Genomic DNA, 14,223 nt, shown 5'->3' on the forward strand with positions numbered 1-14,223 from the left:
GGCGGCCTCACCGCCCGGCTCCCGGCCCCGGCCGTCCCGTCTGCCCCCTCGCGGTCCGGCTCGCGGGTCCTGGCCGTCCGGCCGGCGGTCTCACCGCCCGGCCTCCCGCTCTCGCCGTCCAGCCGTACGCTGAAGGCATGGCTCGTGCGGTGGAGGAGGCGCTCCTCGCGGTCACCGTCCGGCCGTCGGTGCCCGTGCTCGCGCCGCTGACCGGCGCGCTGGGCTACGTCGAGGGCCGGTTCGCGCACGCCGCCGAACTGGCCCTGCCGACCGGCGGGGTGCAACTGCTGGTGAACCTCGACCAGGACACCCTGTCCTCCTCCCCGGCCGGTGGCCCGCACCTGCGCACCGGGGGAGCCGCCCTGCAGGGGCCGTACACCGGGCCGGCGTTGATCGATCCCGCGCAGCAACGCGCCGTCGTGTGGGTGGCGTTCCGGCCCGCCGGGCCGTACCCCTTCCTCACGGCTCCGGTCGGCGCGCTGTGCGACCGGCTCGTGGGCCTTGACGAACTGTGGGGCACGGACGGCGCGGTGCTGCGCGAGCGGCTGCTGGAGGCCCGGGCCGCGGGCGGCCCCACCGCCTGCCTGCGGGAGCTGGAGCGGGCCCTGCTGGGGCGGGCGGCACGGCCCCTGGAACCCGACCCGGCGGTCCGTCTCGCCGCGGCACTGCTGGACCGCGGGACGCCCGTCGCCGAGGTCGCCGACCGGCTCGGCTGGACCTCCCGGCGCCTGGTCCGCCGGTGCGTCGAACACCTGGGGCTCCCGCCCAAGCGGTACGCCCGGGTGCGGCGCTTCCAGCGGCTGCTCCGGCGGGTGAACACCGGGCCGGGGACGCCGGACTGGGCGCTCCTCGCCGCGGACTGCGGCTACCACGACCAGGCCCACCTGATCCACGAGTTCCGTGCCCTGGCCGGCATCACCCCGACCGCGTACGCCCCGCGCTCCCCGCTCGCCCGCAACCACGTGCCGCTCGACGGGTGACGGGGCCACGACGCGGCGCTTTTCTACAATCCACGGCCCCCCGGGGCCGGGCATCGTGCAGGCATGACACGCATGACACACACACCCGACACCCCGGCCGTCACCCGGCTCTACCCCCGGCTCGTGGTCTCCGACGGAACCCGCGCGATCGACTTCTACCGCGGCGCGCTCGGCGCGGAGGAGATCGAGCGCTACACCGGCCCCGGGGGACGGATCGTGCACGCCCTGCTGCGCCTCGGCGGCGTGGTCCTCGCCGTCAAGGACGCCGACGAGGGCGACCCGGCCCCGCCCTCCCTCGGGGGCACCCCCGTGATCATGGCCCTGGACGTCACCGACGCGGACGCCGTGGCCGAGGCCATGGTGCGGGCCGGGGCGACAGTGGTGTACCCCGTCGCCGACCAGCACTATGGACAGCGCGGCGGGCGGCTCGCCGACCCGTTCGGCCATCTCTGGATGATCTCCCAGACCATCGAGGACCTCACGCCGGAGGAGGTCCAGCGGCGCACCGACGCGATGTTCTCGTCCTGACCGGCGCCGACCGGGCCCCGCCGCCCACGGGCGGTGGGAGTCAACCGGCCCGCGCCGCCGGTTCCCCGGCCTTCGGCGCGTCCGCTTCCACCTTGCCGCCCGGGTGGCGCAGGGCGCACAGGAAGGCGACGCCCAGGGCGATGGCCATGCCGTAGAACACCCACTGGTTGGCCTCGGCGAAGTCCATGCGGATCGCGGACATCGCGTCCCGGGTCGCCTCGGCGGCGGACCCGGTGCCGGTGGGCGGCCGGGCGTCGCCGTTGCCCGTGATCGACTCGGTGACGTCGCGGGCCACGGTCCCCGCGTCCCCGGCAGGTATCCCCCGCGACTCCAGGGTGTCCCGCACCCTGCCCGTGGTGACGTGTGTCAGAACCGTGCCGTAGACGGCCAGGCCCACGCTCGCCGCGTAGTTGCGCACGGTCTGGGTGATCCCGGTGACCTCGCCGTACGAGGCGCCGATGGACCGGTTCACGGCGTCGGTGGAGGCCGGTGCCAGGACGAAGCCGATACCGGCTCCGGCCAGGGCCGCGTAGGGCCACTGGTCGTGCATGGACAGGTCGGTGAGCTTCCCCGCCCACAGCGCGAACCCCGCACAGCCCAGGGCCGTGCCCAGCTTCAGCGCCGGGCGCGCGCCCCGCTTGTCGAGGATCCGCCCGCCCCACTGCGAGGCGATCGCGAAGCCCGCGAAGAAGTACAGCAGGAACAGGGCCGCCTGGTTCGGCGAGGCGCTCAGGGACACCTGGGCGTAGACCGAGGTGAAGAAGAACAACGGGACGAAGGCGAGCATCGAGAAGAACAGCACCGCCGCGTCGACGGTGAACGCCCTGTCCCGGAAGACCCGCAGGTCGATCAGCGGATGCCGGATTCGGTGCTCGAAGCGGACGAAGGCGCAGAGCACCGCGATGCCGCCCGCGATGCAGACCCAGGTCGCCCAGCTGTCCCAGCCCCAGGACCAGGCCTGCTGGAAACCCAGGACGCTCAGGCCCATGCCGGCCGCGACGAGGGCGGCGCCCCGCACGTCCAGCGTGCCGGACCGCCGCCGGTCGGGAATGTGCGCCAGGGCCGTGAGCACCAGCGCCACGATCGCGACCGGGACGTTGACCCAGAACACGGCCCGCCACGTCCAGCTCGTCAGCCAGCCGCCCAGCAGCGGGCCGATCGCGGTCAGCGCGCCGGTGACGCCGAAGAACAGGGCGAGGGCGCGGCCGCGCCGCTCGACCGGGAACACGGCCACCACCACCGCCAGCGCCGCGGGGAAGAGCAGGGCCGCTCCGAGCCCCTGGGTGGCGCGGAACACGATGAGCCAGGTCTGCGCCGCGCCGCCGTCGGGCACACAGCCGCACAGCACCGACGAGACGACGAAGACGAGCGTGCCGGCGACGACGACCCGGCGCGGCCCGTAGAGGTCCGCCAGGCGCCCGCCGAGGGCGAAGAAGGCCGCGAGGGACAGCAGATAGGCGTTGACCACCCACTGCATGCCGGAGGACGACAGATCCAGTTCGCGGACGATGTCCGGAGCCGCGATGGACACGATGGTCTGGTCGATGAAGGTCATGGCGACGGCGAACATCATCGCCGCCAGCGCCATGGACTGGTGTGGTGCGGTACGGGAGGGGGACGCGGTCCCGCGCCCCGGGCGCGCAGTGCTCACAATCCAAGTCTGCGCCCGGCCGTGCCCTGCCGCATCAGAGGACCCGTGAGGCTCGCAGGTCCCAGCGATACCGCCGAACGCCTCTCCCGGCAACCCCCCTGCGGTGTGAGGACGACCTCTCCGGCCATGTGACCACGGCCCGCCACGGATGCCGCGTCGAACGTGCAGGATGCGGGCACCAAGGAGGACAGGCACACGAACGACGGGAGAGGCAGACGATGGTCCCAGCGGAACCAGAACCCCAGAGGATCGGCGTCCCGGCCGAATCCACTGCGGGCGAGACCAGGGTGGCGGCGACGCCCGCCACCGTGGGAAGACTTGCCGCGCTCGGGTACGACGTCGTGGTCGAACCGGGAGCGGGGGCCTCGTCCCGCTTCTCCGACGCGGCCTACGAGGAGGCGGGAGCACGGCTCGGCGACCCGTGGGCGGCCGAGATCGTCCTGAAGGTCAACGCCCCCTCGGCCGAGGAGATCGGCAGGCTCCGCGACGGGGCCACGCTGATCGCGCTGATCAGCCCCGCCTTCAACCCGGAGCTCGTCGAGGAGCTGGCCCGGCGGCCGATCACGGTGCTGGCCATGGACGCCGTGCCGCGCATCTCGCGCGCCCAGTCCCTGGACGTGCTCAGCTCGATGGCGAACATCGCCGGCTACCGGGCCGTGGTCGAGGCGGCGCACGCCTTCGGCCGGTTCTTCACCGGGCAGGTGACCGCCGCCGGCAAGGTGCCGCCGGCCAAGGTGCTGGTGGCCGGCGCCGGCGTGGCCGGGCTCGCGGCGATCGGCGCGGCCCGCAGCCTCGGCGCCGTGGTCCGCGCCACCGACCCCCGGCCCGAGGTCGCCGAGCAGGTCCGCTCCCTGGGCGGCGAGTTCCTGACGGTCTCCGCCGAGCAGGAGGTCAGCACCGACGGCTACGCCAAGGCGACCTCCGAGGACTACAACCGGCTCGCCGCGCAGCTGTACGCCGACCAGGCCGCCGACGTCGACATCGTCATCACCACCGCGCTCATCCCCGGCCGCCCGGCGCCGCGGCTGATCACCGCCGAGCACGTCGCCCGCATGAAGCCCGGCAGCGTCATCGTCGACATGGCCGCGGCCCAGGGCGGCAACGTCGAGGGCACGGTCCCGGGCAAGGCCGTCGTCACCGACAACGACGTGACGATCATCGGCTACACCGACCTGCCCGGCCGGCTGCCCGCCCAGGCCTCGCAGCTGTACGGCACCAACATCGTCAACCTGATGAAGCTGCTCACGCCCGGCAAGGACGGCCGGCTCGTCCTCGACTTCGACGACGTGGTGCAGCGCTCGATCACCGTGGTCCGCGAGGGCGAGAAGACCTGGCCGCCGCCCCCGGTGCAGGTGTCCGCGGCCCCGGCCCCCGCCGCCGCGAAAGAGACCGCGGCGCCCGCCCCCGCGGCGGCGGCCAAGCCCGCCCGGCCCGCGTGGGCCTCCTACGCCCTCGTCGCCGCCGGCGCGCTCGCGCTGTTCCTCGTGACGGCCTTCTCCCCGAGCGAACTCCTCGGCCACTTCACGGTGTTCGTGCTGGCGATCGTCATCGGCTTCTACGTCATCGGCAACGTGCACCACGCCCTGCACACCCCGCTGATGTCGGTCACCAACGCCATCTCCGGGATCGTGGTGGTCGGCGCGCTGCTGCAGATCGGGCAGGGGGACACCGCCGTCACCGTGCTGTCGTTCGCCGCGATCCTGCTGGCGAGCATCAACATCTTCGGCGGATTCGCCGTCACCCGCCGCATGCTCGGCATGTTCTCGAAGGGCTGATCAGGGATGACCACAGACACGGCCGCACAGGCCGCCTACGTCGTCGCGGCGCTGCTGTTCATCCTCAGCCTCGCCGGCCTCTCGCAGCACCGCACCTCCCGCTCCGGAGTCGTCTGGGGCATCGCCGGGATGGTCGTCGCGCTGGCCGCCACCGTCGGACTCGCCTCGCGCAGCATCTCCGCCACCGGGCTGGTGCTGATCGCCGTCGCCACCGCCGTCGGCGCCGGCATCGGGCTCTGGCGGGCCAAGGTCGTGGAGATGACCGGCATGCCCGAGCTGATCGCCATCATGCACAGCCTGGTCGGCCTGGCCGCCACGTTCGTCGGCTGGAACGGCTACCTCGACGTCGACGCCGAACTCTCCGGCTCGCTGCTCGGCATCCACCACGCCGAGGTGTTCATCGGTGTCTTCATCGGCGCCGTCACCTTCACGGGCTCGGTCGTCGCCTACCTGAAGCTCTCGGCGCGCATCGCCTCCCGCCCGCTGACGCTGCCCGGCAAGCACGTTCTGAACATCGGCGCGCTGGCCGCCTTCGTGGGGCTGACCATCGCGTTCGTGGCCCGTCCGCACATGGGCCTGCTCATCGCGGTCACCGTGATCGCGCTGGCGCTCGGCGCGCACCTGGTCGCCTCCATCGGCGGCGGCGACATGCCGGTGGTCGTCTCCATGCTGAACAGCTACTCGGGCTGGGCGGCTGCCGCCTCGGGCTTCCTGCTCTCCAACAACCTGCTCATCGTCACCGGCGCGCTGGTCGGCTCCTCCGGTGCCTACCTGTCGTACATCATGTGCAAGGCGATGAACCGGTCGTTCATCTCGGTGATCGCCGGCGGCTTCGGCGCCCCGGCCGCCGCGGCCGACGAGGGCGAGCAGGGCGAGCACCGCGAGATCAGCGCCGAGGAGACCGCGGAACTCCTGCGCGACGCCTCCTCGGTGATCATCACCCCGGGCTACGGCATGGCCGTCGCCCAGGCGCAGTACCCGGTCGCCGAACTGGCGCGCAAGCTGCGCGAGCGGGGCGTCGAGGTGCGCTTCGGCATCCACCCGGTCGCCGGCCGGCTGCCCGGGCACATGAACGTGCTGCTCGCCGAGGCGAACGTGCCGTACGACATCGTCCTGGAGATGGACGAGATCAACGACGACTTCGCCGCCACCTCGGTCGTCCTGGTCATCGGCGCCAACGACACCGTCAACCCGGCCGCCACGGACAACCCGTCCAGCCCCATCGCGGGCATGCCGGTGCTGCACGTGTGGGAGGCGGCGAACGTGGTCGTCTTCAAGCGGTCGATGGCCGCCGGCTACGCGGGCGTGCAGAACCCGCTGTTCTTCCGCGAGAACACCCAGATGCTCTTCGGCGACGCCAAGCAGCGGGTGGAGGACATCCTGCGCGGCCTGGACGGCCTGGACACACCGGTCCGGGAGATGGCGGGCACGTCCCGCTGAACCACCGGGCCCGCACACGGGAAGGCCGGCTCGACACCGTCGAGCCGGCCTTCCCGTGTCCCGCCGTGCGGTCAGTCCGTGCCCGACTCCATCGCCGCGCGGTCCAGCCAGGCGTCCTCCTCCGAGACCGCGCCCCGGGAGGCGATGGCCTCGGCGCCGCCCTCGGGCAGCTCCGGCATGGTGCCGATCAGCCCGGTCGCGGCGGCCTGGGAGGCGCCGATGGTGGGGCTGCCGGTGCCGATCAGGCCGATGCCGGCGTACTGCTCCAGCTTGGCGCGCGAGTCGGCGATGTCGAGGTTGCGCATGGTCAGCTGGCCGATCCGGTCCACCGGTCCGAACGCGGAGTCCTCGGTGCGCTCCATGGACAGCTTGTCCGGGTGGTAGCTGAACGCCGGGCCGGTCGTGTCGAGGATCGAGTAGTCCTCGCCGCGCCGCAGCCGCAGCGTGACCTCGCCGGTGACGGCCGCGCCGACCCAGCGCTGCAGCGACTCGCGGATCATCAGCGCCTGCGGGTCCAGCCAGCGGCCCTCGTACATCAGCCGGCCGAGGCGACGGCCCTCGGTGTGGTACTGGGCGAGGGTGTCCTCGTTGTGGATGGCGTTGACGAGGCGCTCGTATGCGGCGTGCAGCAGGGCCATGCCGGGGGCCTCGTAGATGCCGCGGCTCTTGGCCTCGATGATCCGGTTCTCGATCTGGTCGGACATGCCGAGGCCGTGCCGGCCGCCGATGGCGTTGGCCTCCATGACCAGGTCGACGGCGGTGGCGAACTCCTTGCCGTTGATCGACACCGGGCGGCCCTGGTCGAAGCCGATCGTCACGTCCTCGGTGGCGATCTCGACCGACGGGTCCCAGAACTTCACGCCCATGATGGGCTCGACCGTCTCGATGCCGGTGTCCAGGTGCTCCAGGGTCTTCGCCTCGTGCGTGGCGCCCCAGATGTTGGCGTCGGTGGAGTACGCCTTCTCCGTGCTGTCGCGGTAGGGGAGGCCGTGGGCGAGCAGCCACTCCGACATCTCCTTGCGGCCGCCCAGCTCGGTCACGAACGCCGCGTCCAGCCAGGGCTTGTAGATCCTCAGGTGCGGGTTGGCGAGCAGGCCGTAGCGGTAGAACCGCTCGATGTCGTTGCCCTTGAAGGTGGAGCCGTCGCCCCAGATCTGGACGTCGTCCTCCAGCATCGCCCGCACCAGGAGCGTGCCGGTGACGGCCCGGCCCAGCGGGGTGGTGTTGAAGTACGCCCGCCCGCCCGAGCGGATGTGGAACGCGCCGCAGGTGAGTGCGGCCAGGCCCTCCTCGACCAGCGCGGCGCGGCAGTCGACCAGACGCGCGATCTCGGCCCCGTAGGTCTTGGCACGGCCGGGCACCGAGGCGATGTCGGGCTCGTCGTACTGGCCGATGTCGGCGGTGTAGGTGCACGGGACGGCGCCCTTGTCGCGCATCCACGCGACCGCGACGGACGTGTCGAGACCGCCCGAGAAGGCGATGCCGACGCGCTCGCCGGCGGGCAGGGAGGTGAGGACCTTGGACATGGAAAGAGTATGTCTCACTTTGCATAATCATGCAAGCCGGATATGCGGAACCGCCGTCCCGGCCCGGTGACCTTCAGGAACCAGTCGCTCCGGAACCGCCGAGCGCGCCGAGGATCCGCTCGGCCGCCAGCGTCGGGGTCAGCTCGCCCTCCCGGACCTGCCGCTCCAGCACCGGTGTCAGGGCCCGCACCGCCGGGTCGGCCCGCAGTCGGCCGAGGAGTTCGTCGCGGACCATGCTCCAGGTCCAGTCGACCTGCTGGTCGCGGCGCTTGGCGGTGAGCCGGCCCGTGGAGTCCAGCAGCGTGCGGTGCTGCTCCAGGCGCTCCCACACCGCGTCCAGACCGGTCGACTCGCGGGCGCTGCAGTGCAGCACCGGTGGCGTCCAGAACGCGTCCTTGCCGTGCATCAGCCGGAGCGCGCCCGCCAGTTCCCGCGCGGCGGCCCGGGCGTCGCGCTCGTGCGGGCCGTCCGCCTTGTTGACGGCGATCACGTCGGCCAGCTCCAGCACGCCCTTCTTGATGCCCTGGAGCTGGTCACCGGTGCGGGCGAGGGTCAGCAGCAGGAAGGTGTCGACCATGTTCGCCACGGCCGTCTCGGACTGCCCGACGCCGACCGTCTCCACCAGGATCACGTCGTAACCGGCCGCCTCCATCACCACGATCGACTCGCGGGTGGCCTTGGCGACCCCGCCCAGCGTGCCCGCGGTGGGGGAGGGGCGCACGAACGCCGCCGGGTCCACCGCGAGACGCTCCATCCGGGTCTTGTCGCCCAGGATGGAACCGCCCGTACGGCTGGAGGACGGGTCGACGGCCAGCACCGCCACCCGGTGTCCGAGCGAGGTCAGCAGTGTGCCGAAGGCGTCGATGAACGTCGACTTGCCCACCCCGGGCACCCCGCTGATCCCGATGCGCCGGGCCCGGCCGCTGTGCGGCAGCAGCGCGGTGAGCAACTCCTGGGCCAGCGCCCGGTGCTGCGGCCGGGTCGACTCGACGAGGGTGATCGCGCGGGCGACGATCGCCCGCTTCCCGTCGAGCACGCCCTTCACATACGCGTCGACATCGATCACAGGTCGTGCCCGAGGCCGTCCGACAGCCGCTTGACCAGGTCGTACGCCGCGTCCGGGATCACCGTCCCGGGCGGGAAGACGGCCGCCGCTCCCATCTCCAGCAGGGTCGGCACGTCCTGCGGCGGGATCACGCCGCCGACCACGACCATGATGTCCTCGCGGCCCTCCTCGGCCAGCGCCTCGCGCAGCGCCGGGACGAGGGTCAGGTGACCGGCCGCCAGCGACGAGACGCCGACGATGTGCACGTCCGCCTCGACGGCCTGCCGGGCCACCTCGGCGGGCGTCTGGAACAGCGGGCCGACGTCCACGTCGAAGCCGAGGTCGGCGAAGGCGGTGGCGATCACCTTCTGACCGCGGTCGTGGCCGTCCTGGCCCATCTTGGCGACCAGGATGCGCGGGCGGCGGCCCTCGGCCTCCTCGAAGGCGGACACCAGGGTGCGGGTGCGGTCCACGCTCGGGGACTCTCCCGTCTCGTTGCGGTACACGCCGGTGATGGTACGGATCTGGCTCGCGTGCCGGCCGTACACCTTCTCCAGGGCGTCGGAGATCTCCCCGACCGTGGCCTTGGCGCGGGCCGCGTGCACGGCCAGCTCCAGCAGGTTGCCCTCGCCCGCGGCGGCCCGGGTCAGCGCGTCCAGGGCGTCCCGGCAGGCCGTCTCGTCGCGCTCGGCGCGCAGCCGCCGCAGCTTCTCGATCTGCTGGGCGCGCACCGAGGAGTTGTCGACCTTGAGCACGTCGATCTGCTCGTCGGTCTCCACGCGGTACTTGTTGACCCCGATCACCGGCTGGCGGCCCGAGTCGATGCGGGCCTGGGTGCGGGCCGCGGCCTCCTCGATGCGCAGCTTCGGGATGCCCGCGTCGATGGCCTTGGCCATGCCGCCCGCGGCCTCGACCTCCTGGATGTGCTGCCAGGCCCGCCGGGCCAGGTCGTACGTCAGCCTCTCCACGTACGCGCTGCCGCCCCACGGGTCGATGACCCGGGTCGTGCCGGACTCCTGCTGCAGGAGCAGCTGGGTGTTGCGGGCGATGCGCGCCGAGAAGTCGGTCGGCAGGGCGAGCGCCTCGTCGAGCGCGTTGGTGTGCAGCGACTGCGTGTGGCCCTGCGTGGCCGCCATCGCCTCGACGCAGGTGCGCGTGACGTTGTTGAAGACGTCCTGTGCGGTGAGCGACCAGCCGGAGGTCTGCGAATGGGTGCGCAGCGACAGCGACTTGGCGTTCTGCGGGTCGAACTGCTTGACCAGCTTCGCCCACAGCAGGCGCGCCGCGCGCAGCTTGGCGATCTCCATGAAGAAGTTCATGCCGATCGCCCAGAAGAACGACAGCCGGGGCGCGAACGCGTCCACGTCCAGGCCCGCTTCACGGCCCGCCCGGATGTACTCCACGCCGTCCGCGAGCGTGTACGCCAGCTCCAGGTCGGCCGTCGCACCGGCCTCCTGGATGTGGTAGCCGGAGATGGAGATGGAGTTGTAGCGCGGCATCCGCTGCGAGGTGAAGGCGAAGATGTCGGAGATGATCCGCATCGACGGCTTCGGCGGATAGATGTAGGTGTTGCGGACCATGAACTCCTTGAGGATGTCGTTCTGGATGGTCCCCGCCAGCATCGTAGGCGGCACCCCCTGCTCCTCCGCCGCCACGATGTACAGCGCCAGCACGGGCAGCACCGCGCCGTTCATCGTCATCGACACGGTCATCTTGTCCAGCGGGATCCCGTCGAACAGCTGCCGCATGTCGAGGATCGAGTCGATGGCCACGCCCGCCATGCCGACGTCACCCGTCACGCGCGGGTGGTCGCTGTCGTACCCGCGGTGCGTGGGCAGGTCGAAGGCGACCGACAGGCCCTTCTGCCCGGCCGCGAGGTTGCGCCGGTAGAAGGCGTTGGACTCCTCCGCCGTGGAGAATCCGGCGTACTGGCGGATCGTCCAGGGCTGGTTGACGTACATCGTCGGGTACGGGCCGCGCAGGTACGGCGCCGCTCCCGGGTACGTGTCCAAAAAGTCCAGGCCCTCCAGGTCACGGCCGGTGTACAGCGGCTTGACCGCGATGCCCTCCGGGGTCTCCCACAGCAGGTCGTCGCCGCCGGAGGCGCTCTTGACCGCCGCGCGCCACTCGTCGGGGCTGCCGTCGGCGGCCGGGGTGCCCAGCTCGATCCCGGAGAAGTCGGGGATGCCATCGGGGGCGGTCATCGGGCAACTCCCATGCGGTCGAGGGTCGCGGACAGCACGGCCACGGCGTCGCAGCCCGCGAAGACGTAACCGTCGACGCCCGGGTACTCCCCGGGCCGCCCGGCGAGGAACACGTACGAGGCACCGGCCCGGCGCAGGTCCGCGGCGGCCCGCGCCGCCTGCTCCTCGTAGAGGGCGTCGCTGGAGCACAGCACGGCCTCGGCCGCGCCGCTCCCGGCGAACGTGCCCTCGGCGACCGGCTCGATGCCGCCCGCCTGGAACAGGTTCGAGGCGAAGGTGAGGCGCGCGGTGTGGGCGGCGGCCGGGCCGAGCGCGGCCAGGTAGATCCGCGGCCGGGAGCCGGTCGCGGCCAGGTGCGCGTCCGAACGGGCGCGCAGCGCCTCGAAGGCCTCGTCGCGACGCACCCGCGGCAGCCCGCCGGACGGCTGCTCGGGGGCGCTCGCGCGCACCACCGGCTTCTCCGCCAGGAACGGGAACTCGCTGACACCGGTGACGGGTTCGCGCCGCTTGGCCAGCCGGGCGCTCCGGGCCCGCCAGGTCTCGGCCAGGTCCCGCTCGACCTCCCCGGAGCGCAGGGCGGCCGCCATGCCGCCGAGCCGCTCGATCCGCTGGAAGAACTCCCAGCCCGCGTGGGCGAGTTCGTCGGTGAGCCGTTCCACGTACCAGGAGCCGCCCGCCGGGTCGATCACCCGGGCCAGGTGCGACTCCTCGATGAGGATCGTGGAGGTGTTGCGGGCGATGCGGCGGGCGAACGCGTCCGGCAGGCCGAGCGCGTGGTCGAAGGGCAGCACGGTCACCGCGTCGGCCCCGCCCGCCCCTGCGGCCAGCGCGGCGATGGTCGTGCGCAGCATGTTCACCCACGGGTCGCGCCGCGTCATCATCACCGGCGAGGTGACGACGTGCTGCGCCTGCGCCCCGGCGCGCGGCGCGCCGCACACCTCGGCGACCCGCGCCCACAGCCGGCGCGCCGCCCGCAGCTTGGCGATGGTGAGGAACTGGTCCGCCGTCGCCGCGTACCGGAACTCCAGCTGCCCGCAGGCCTGTTCGACGCCCAGCCCGGCCCCGGTCAGCTCCCGCAGGTACGCCACCGCCGTGGCCAGCGAGGCGCCCAGCTCCTGCGCGGCCGACCCGCCGGCCTCGTGGTACGGCAGCGCGTCCACGGTCAGGGCCCGCAGCCCCGGGTACCGCTCGACGCACAGCCGCGCCAGTTCCGCCGCCGGCGCCGCGTCGTCCCGCTGCCCGGTACGGGCCTCGTGCCCGAGCGGATCGGCGCCCAGGTTGCCGCGCGCGGCCTCCGGTGCCACACCCCGCTCCTCGTACAGCCGCAGCAACTCCCGTGCGGCACGGCCCGCGTCGGGACCCGCGTCGAGCACGACCGGGGCGAGATCGAGGTACACGCCGTCCAGGACACGGGCCAGCTCCGGCACCGGGATACCGCCCTCGCCCACGGTCAGCCAGAGCGAGGTCACCCCGTTGCCCAGGTCCGCGAGCACCGCGTCGTGGTCGGCCGTGGTGTGCCGTTGCCGTACGTCCCAGCCGCCGACCGTGTTCCCCTCGGCGCGGCCGCCGCGCACAAAGGGCGCGAAGCCCGGCAGACCCGGCTCGGGTGAGGCGTCGCGCGCGGTGTAGAGGGGCCGGGTGCGCAACCCGTCCTCCAACGCGGTGGAGAGGGCTTCCTCGGCCTCGGCGCCCCCGACGTCCTTGCCCGCTCTGCGCAGCACACCCGCCACAAGGCGCTGCCACTGCTCATGGGGCACGTCAGGGAACTCGCCGGCCAGCTCGAGCCCGTCGTCAGGCAGGACCGTCATGCTCGGATGCTAGGACACGAGCACGAAGGAGCAGCAGAGGGCGCGGCTGTGACCTTTCCCTCGCTCTGACTGTGACCCCGCTTACCGGGCCGGTGCCGTCCCGCGCGGCGCGGGTACCCGGCGGGCGGCGGAGGCGGGCACGAGGGGCCCGGCCCGCGGCAGACGCGAGGAGGTGCGGGATGCGACTGCGGGATCACGTGGTGGTGGTGACCGGGGCGTCCAGCGGCATCGGACGGGCCACGGCGGAGGCGTTCGCCCGCAAGGGCTGCGCCGTGGTGCTGGCGGCGCGGCGCGAGGAGGCGCTGCGGGCGGCGGCCGAGGAGTGCGCGAGGCACCGGGGGGCCAGGACGCTGGTCGTGCCGACCGACGTGAGCCACGTCGAGGCGGTCGAGGACCTGGCGCGGCGCGCGGTGGAGGAGTTCGGCCGGATCGACGTCTGGGTCAACAACGCGGCCGTCAACGCCTTCGGCCGGTTCGAGGACGTGCCGCTGGAGGACTTCCGCAGGGTCCTGGACGTCAACGTCATGGGGTGCGTCCACGGCGCCCGGGCGGCGCTGCCCGTGATGCGGGAGCAGGGCTCGGGCACGCTGATCAACGTCTCGTCCATCGTCGGGGCCGTCGCCCAGCCGTACAGCCACCCGTACGGCATGTCCAAGCACGCCGTCCGGGCGCTCGGCTCCGGGCTGCGGCAGCAGCTGCGCGTGGAGGGCGTGAAGGGCATCGACGTGTGCACGGTGCTGCCCGCGACCATCGACACGCCCCACTTCCAGCAGGCGGCCAACTACACCGGGCACAGGGTCGTGGCCATGCCGCCCGTCTACACCCCCGAGCGCGTCGCCAAGGCGGTCGTGGCGCTCGTCCGCCACCCGCGCCGCGAGGTCGTGGTCGGCCCGGCCGGCCGCGCGTTGGTGCGCCAGTCGCGGATGGCGCCGGCACTGGCCGAGCGCGCCATGGCCCGGCAGACGGACCGCGCCCACCTGGACCACGACCAGGACGCTCCGGCCACGCACGGCGCGCTGCACGTCCCGGCACCCGGCGAGGGCGCGGTGCACGGCGGCTGGGGCGGGCGACGGCGCACCGCGCTGCGCAGGGCCGCCCTGGCGGCCGCGCTGGCGGGCGCTGCCGTGACCGCGGGACGGCGGCTGCTCCGCGCCTGAGGGCACACGGCTGTGGCCCGCCCCGGGGGGCGGGCCCCCGCCCGGGCGCGGGCCGGGGGGCGGCGGCCCCCCCGGCCCCCGCCCCCCGGCCGCCGCCCCGCCGACCCCC

10 protein-coding genes are annotated in these 14,223 nt (G+C 73.2%); 5 read left to right on the top strand and 5 right to left on the bottom strand.

What is annotated here, in order from left to right; all coding sequences use genetic code 11:
- The first annotated feature begins 137 nt into the window (after positions 1–137).
- Positions 138–980 carry a helix-turn-helix domain-containing protein gene (locus tag RIN80_RS11855; RefSeq protein ID WP_309095517.1) on the top strand — a complete coding sequence of 281 codons (843 nt, stop codon included), beginning with the start codon at positions 138–140 and terminating at the stop codon, positions 978–980.
- 63 nt (positions 981–1,043) lie between these two features.
- On the top strand, positions 1,044–1,508 hold the full coding sequence (locus RIN80_RS11860) for a VOC family protein (protein WP_309095518.1): 465 nt from the start codon (positions 1,044–1,046) through the stop codon (positions 1,506–1,508).
- A gap of 40 nt (positions 1,509–1,548) precedes the next feature.
- Here the strand turns inward: RIN80_RS11860 and RIN80_RS11865 are convergent, their stop codons facing one another.
- Positions 1,549–3,096, bottom strand: coding sequence for an MFS transporter (locus tag RIN80_RS11865; RefSeq protein WP_309095528.1), 1,548 nt, complete (start codon positions 3,094–3,096; stop codon positions 1,549–1,551).
- A 281-nt stretch (positions 3,097–3,377) separates the two neighbouring features.
- Here RIN80_RS11865 and RIN80_RS11870 point away from each other — a divergent pair, with 281 nt between their 5' ends.
- Positions 3,378–4,934, top strand: a complete 1,557-nt coding sequence (locus RIN80_RS11870) for a Re/Si-specific NAD(P)(+) transhydrogenase subunit alpha (RefSeq protein WP_309095519.1) — start codon at positions 3,378–3,380, stop codon at positions 4,932–4,934.
- 6 nt (positions 4,935–4,940) lie between these two features.
- On the top strand, positions 4,941–6,374 hold the full coding sequence (pntB, locus tag RIN80_RS11875) for a Re/Si-specific NAD(P)(+) transhydrogenase subunit beta (protein ID WP_309095520.1): 1,434 nt from the start codon (positions 4,941–4,943) through the stop codon (positions 6,372–6,374).
- Between the two features lie 71 nt (positions 6,375–6,445).
- On the opposite strand, the gene argG is transcribed toward pntB, so the two are convergent.
- The 4 genes from argG to RIN80_RS11895 form a co-directional block, all read right to left on the bottom strand.
- The gene (argG, locus tag RIN80_RS11880; RefSeq protein WP_309095521.1) at positions 6,446–7,900 is read right to left on the bottom strand and encodes an argininosuccinate synthase; all 1,455 of its coding nucleotides are present in this window, start codon (positions 7,898–7,900) and stop codon (positions 6,446–6,448) included.
- Positions 7,901–7,973: 73 nt separating this feature from the next.
- A complete protein-coding gene (meaB, locus tag RIN80_RS11885) occupies positions 7,974–8,966 on the bottom strand; it encodes a methylmalonyl Co-A mutase-associated GTPase MeaB (protein ID WP_309095522.1) in 993 nt (330 codons plus the stop codon).
- A complete protein-coding gene (scpA, locus tag RIN80_RS11890; protein WP_309095523.1) occupies positions 8,963–11,149 on the bottom strand; it encodes a methylmalonyl-CoA mutase in 2,187 nt (728 codons plus the stop codon). Before scpA ends, meaB begins: the two co-directional genes overlap by 4 nt.
- Positions 11,146–12,957, bottom strand: a complete 1,812-nt coding sequence (locus tag RIN80_RS11895; RefSeq protein WP_309095524.1) for a methylmalonyl-CoA mutase subunit beta — start codon at positions 12,955–12,957, stop codon at positions 11,146–11,148. Before RIN80_RS11895 ends, scpA begins: the two co-directional genes overlap by 4 nt.
- 179 nt (positions 12,958–13,136) lie before the next feature.
- Here RIN80_RS11895 and RIN80_RS11900 point away from each other — a divergent pair, with 179 nt between their 5' ends.
- Positions 13,137–14,114, top strand: coding sequence for an SDR family oxidoreductase (locus tag RIN80_RS11900; RefSeq protein WP_309095525.1), 978 nt, complete (start codon positions 13,137–13,139; stop codon positions 14,112–14,114).
- The last annotated feature ends 109 nt before the right edge of the window (positions 14,115–14,223 follow it).

It is taken from the genome of Streptomyces sp., assembly GCF_031181705.1.
Classification (GTDB): domain Bacteria; phylum Actinomycetota; class Actinomycetes; order Streptomycetales; family Streptomycetaceae; genus Streptomyces.

Bases quoted from the DNA above. Each gene is read 5' to 3' on its own strand.
- RIN80_RS11855 (WP_309095517.1), top strand. From the start codon at position 138: ATGGCTCGTGCGGTGGAGGAGGCGCTCCTCGCGGTCACCGTCCGGCCG.
- RIN80_RS11860 (WP_309095518.1), top strand. From the start codon at position 1,044: ATGACACGCATGACACACACACCCGACACCCCGGCCGTCACCCGGCTC.
- RIN80_RS11865 (WP_309095528.1), bottom strand. From the start codon at position 3,096: ATGGCGCTGGCGGCGATGATGTTCGCCGTCGCCATGACCTTCATCGAC.
- RIN80_RS11870 (WP_309095519.1), top strand. From the start codon at position 3,378: ATGGTCCCAGCGGAACCAGAACCCCAGAGGATCGGCGTCCCGGCCGAA.
- pntB (WP_309095520.1), top strand. From the start codon at position 4,941: ATGACCACAGACACGGCCGCACAGGCCGCCTACGTCGTCGCGGCGCTG.
- argG (WP_309095521.1), bottom strand. From the start codon at position 7,900: ATGTCCAAGGTCCTCACCTCCCTGCCCGCCGGCGAGCGCGTCGGCATC.
- scpA (WP_309095523.1), bottom strand. From the start codon at position 11,149: ATGACCGCCCCCGATGGCATCCCCGACTTCTCCGGGATCGAGCTGGGC.
- RIN80_RS11895 (WP_309095524.1), bottom strand. From the start codon at position 12,957: ATGACGGTCCTGCCTGACGACGGGCTCGAGCTGGCCGGCGAGTTCCCT.
- RIN80_RS11900 (WP_309095525.1), top strand. From the start codon at position 13,137: ATGCGACTGCGGGATCACGTGGTGGTGGTGACCGGGGCGTCCAGCGGC.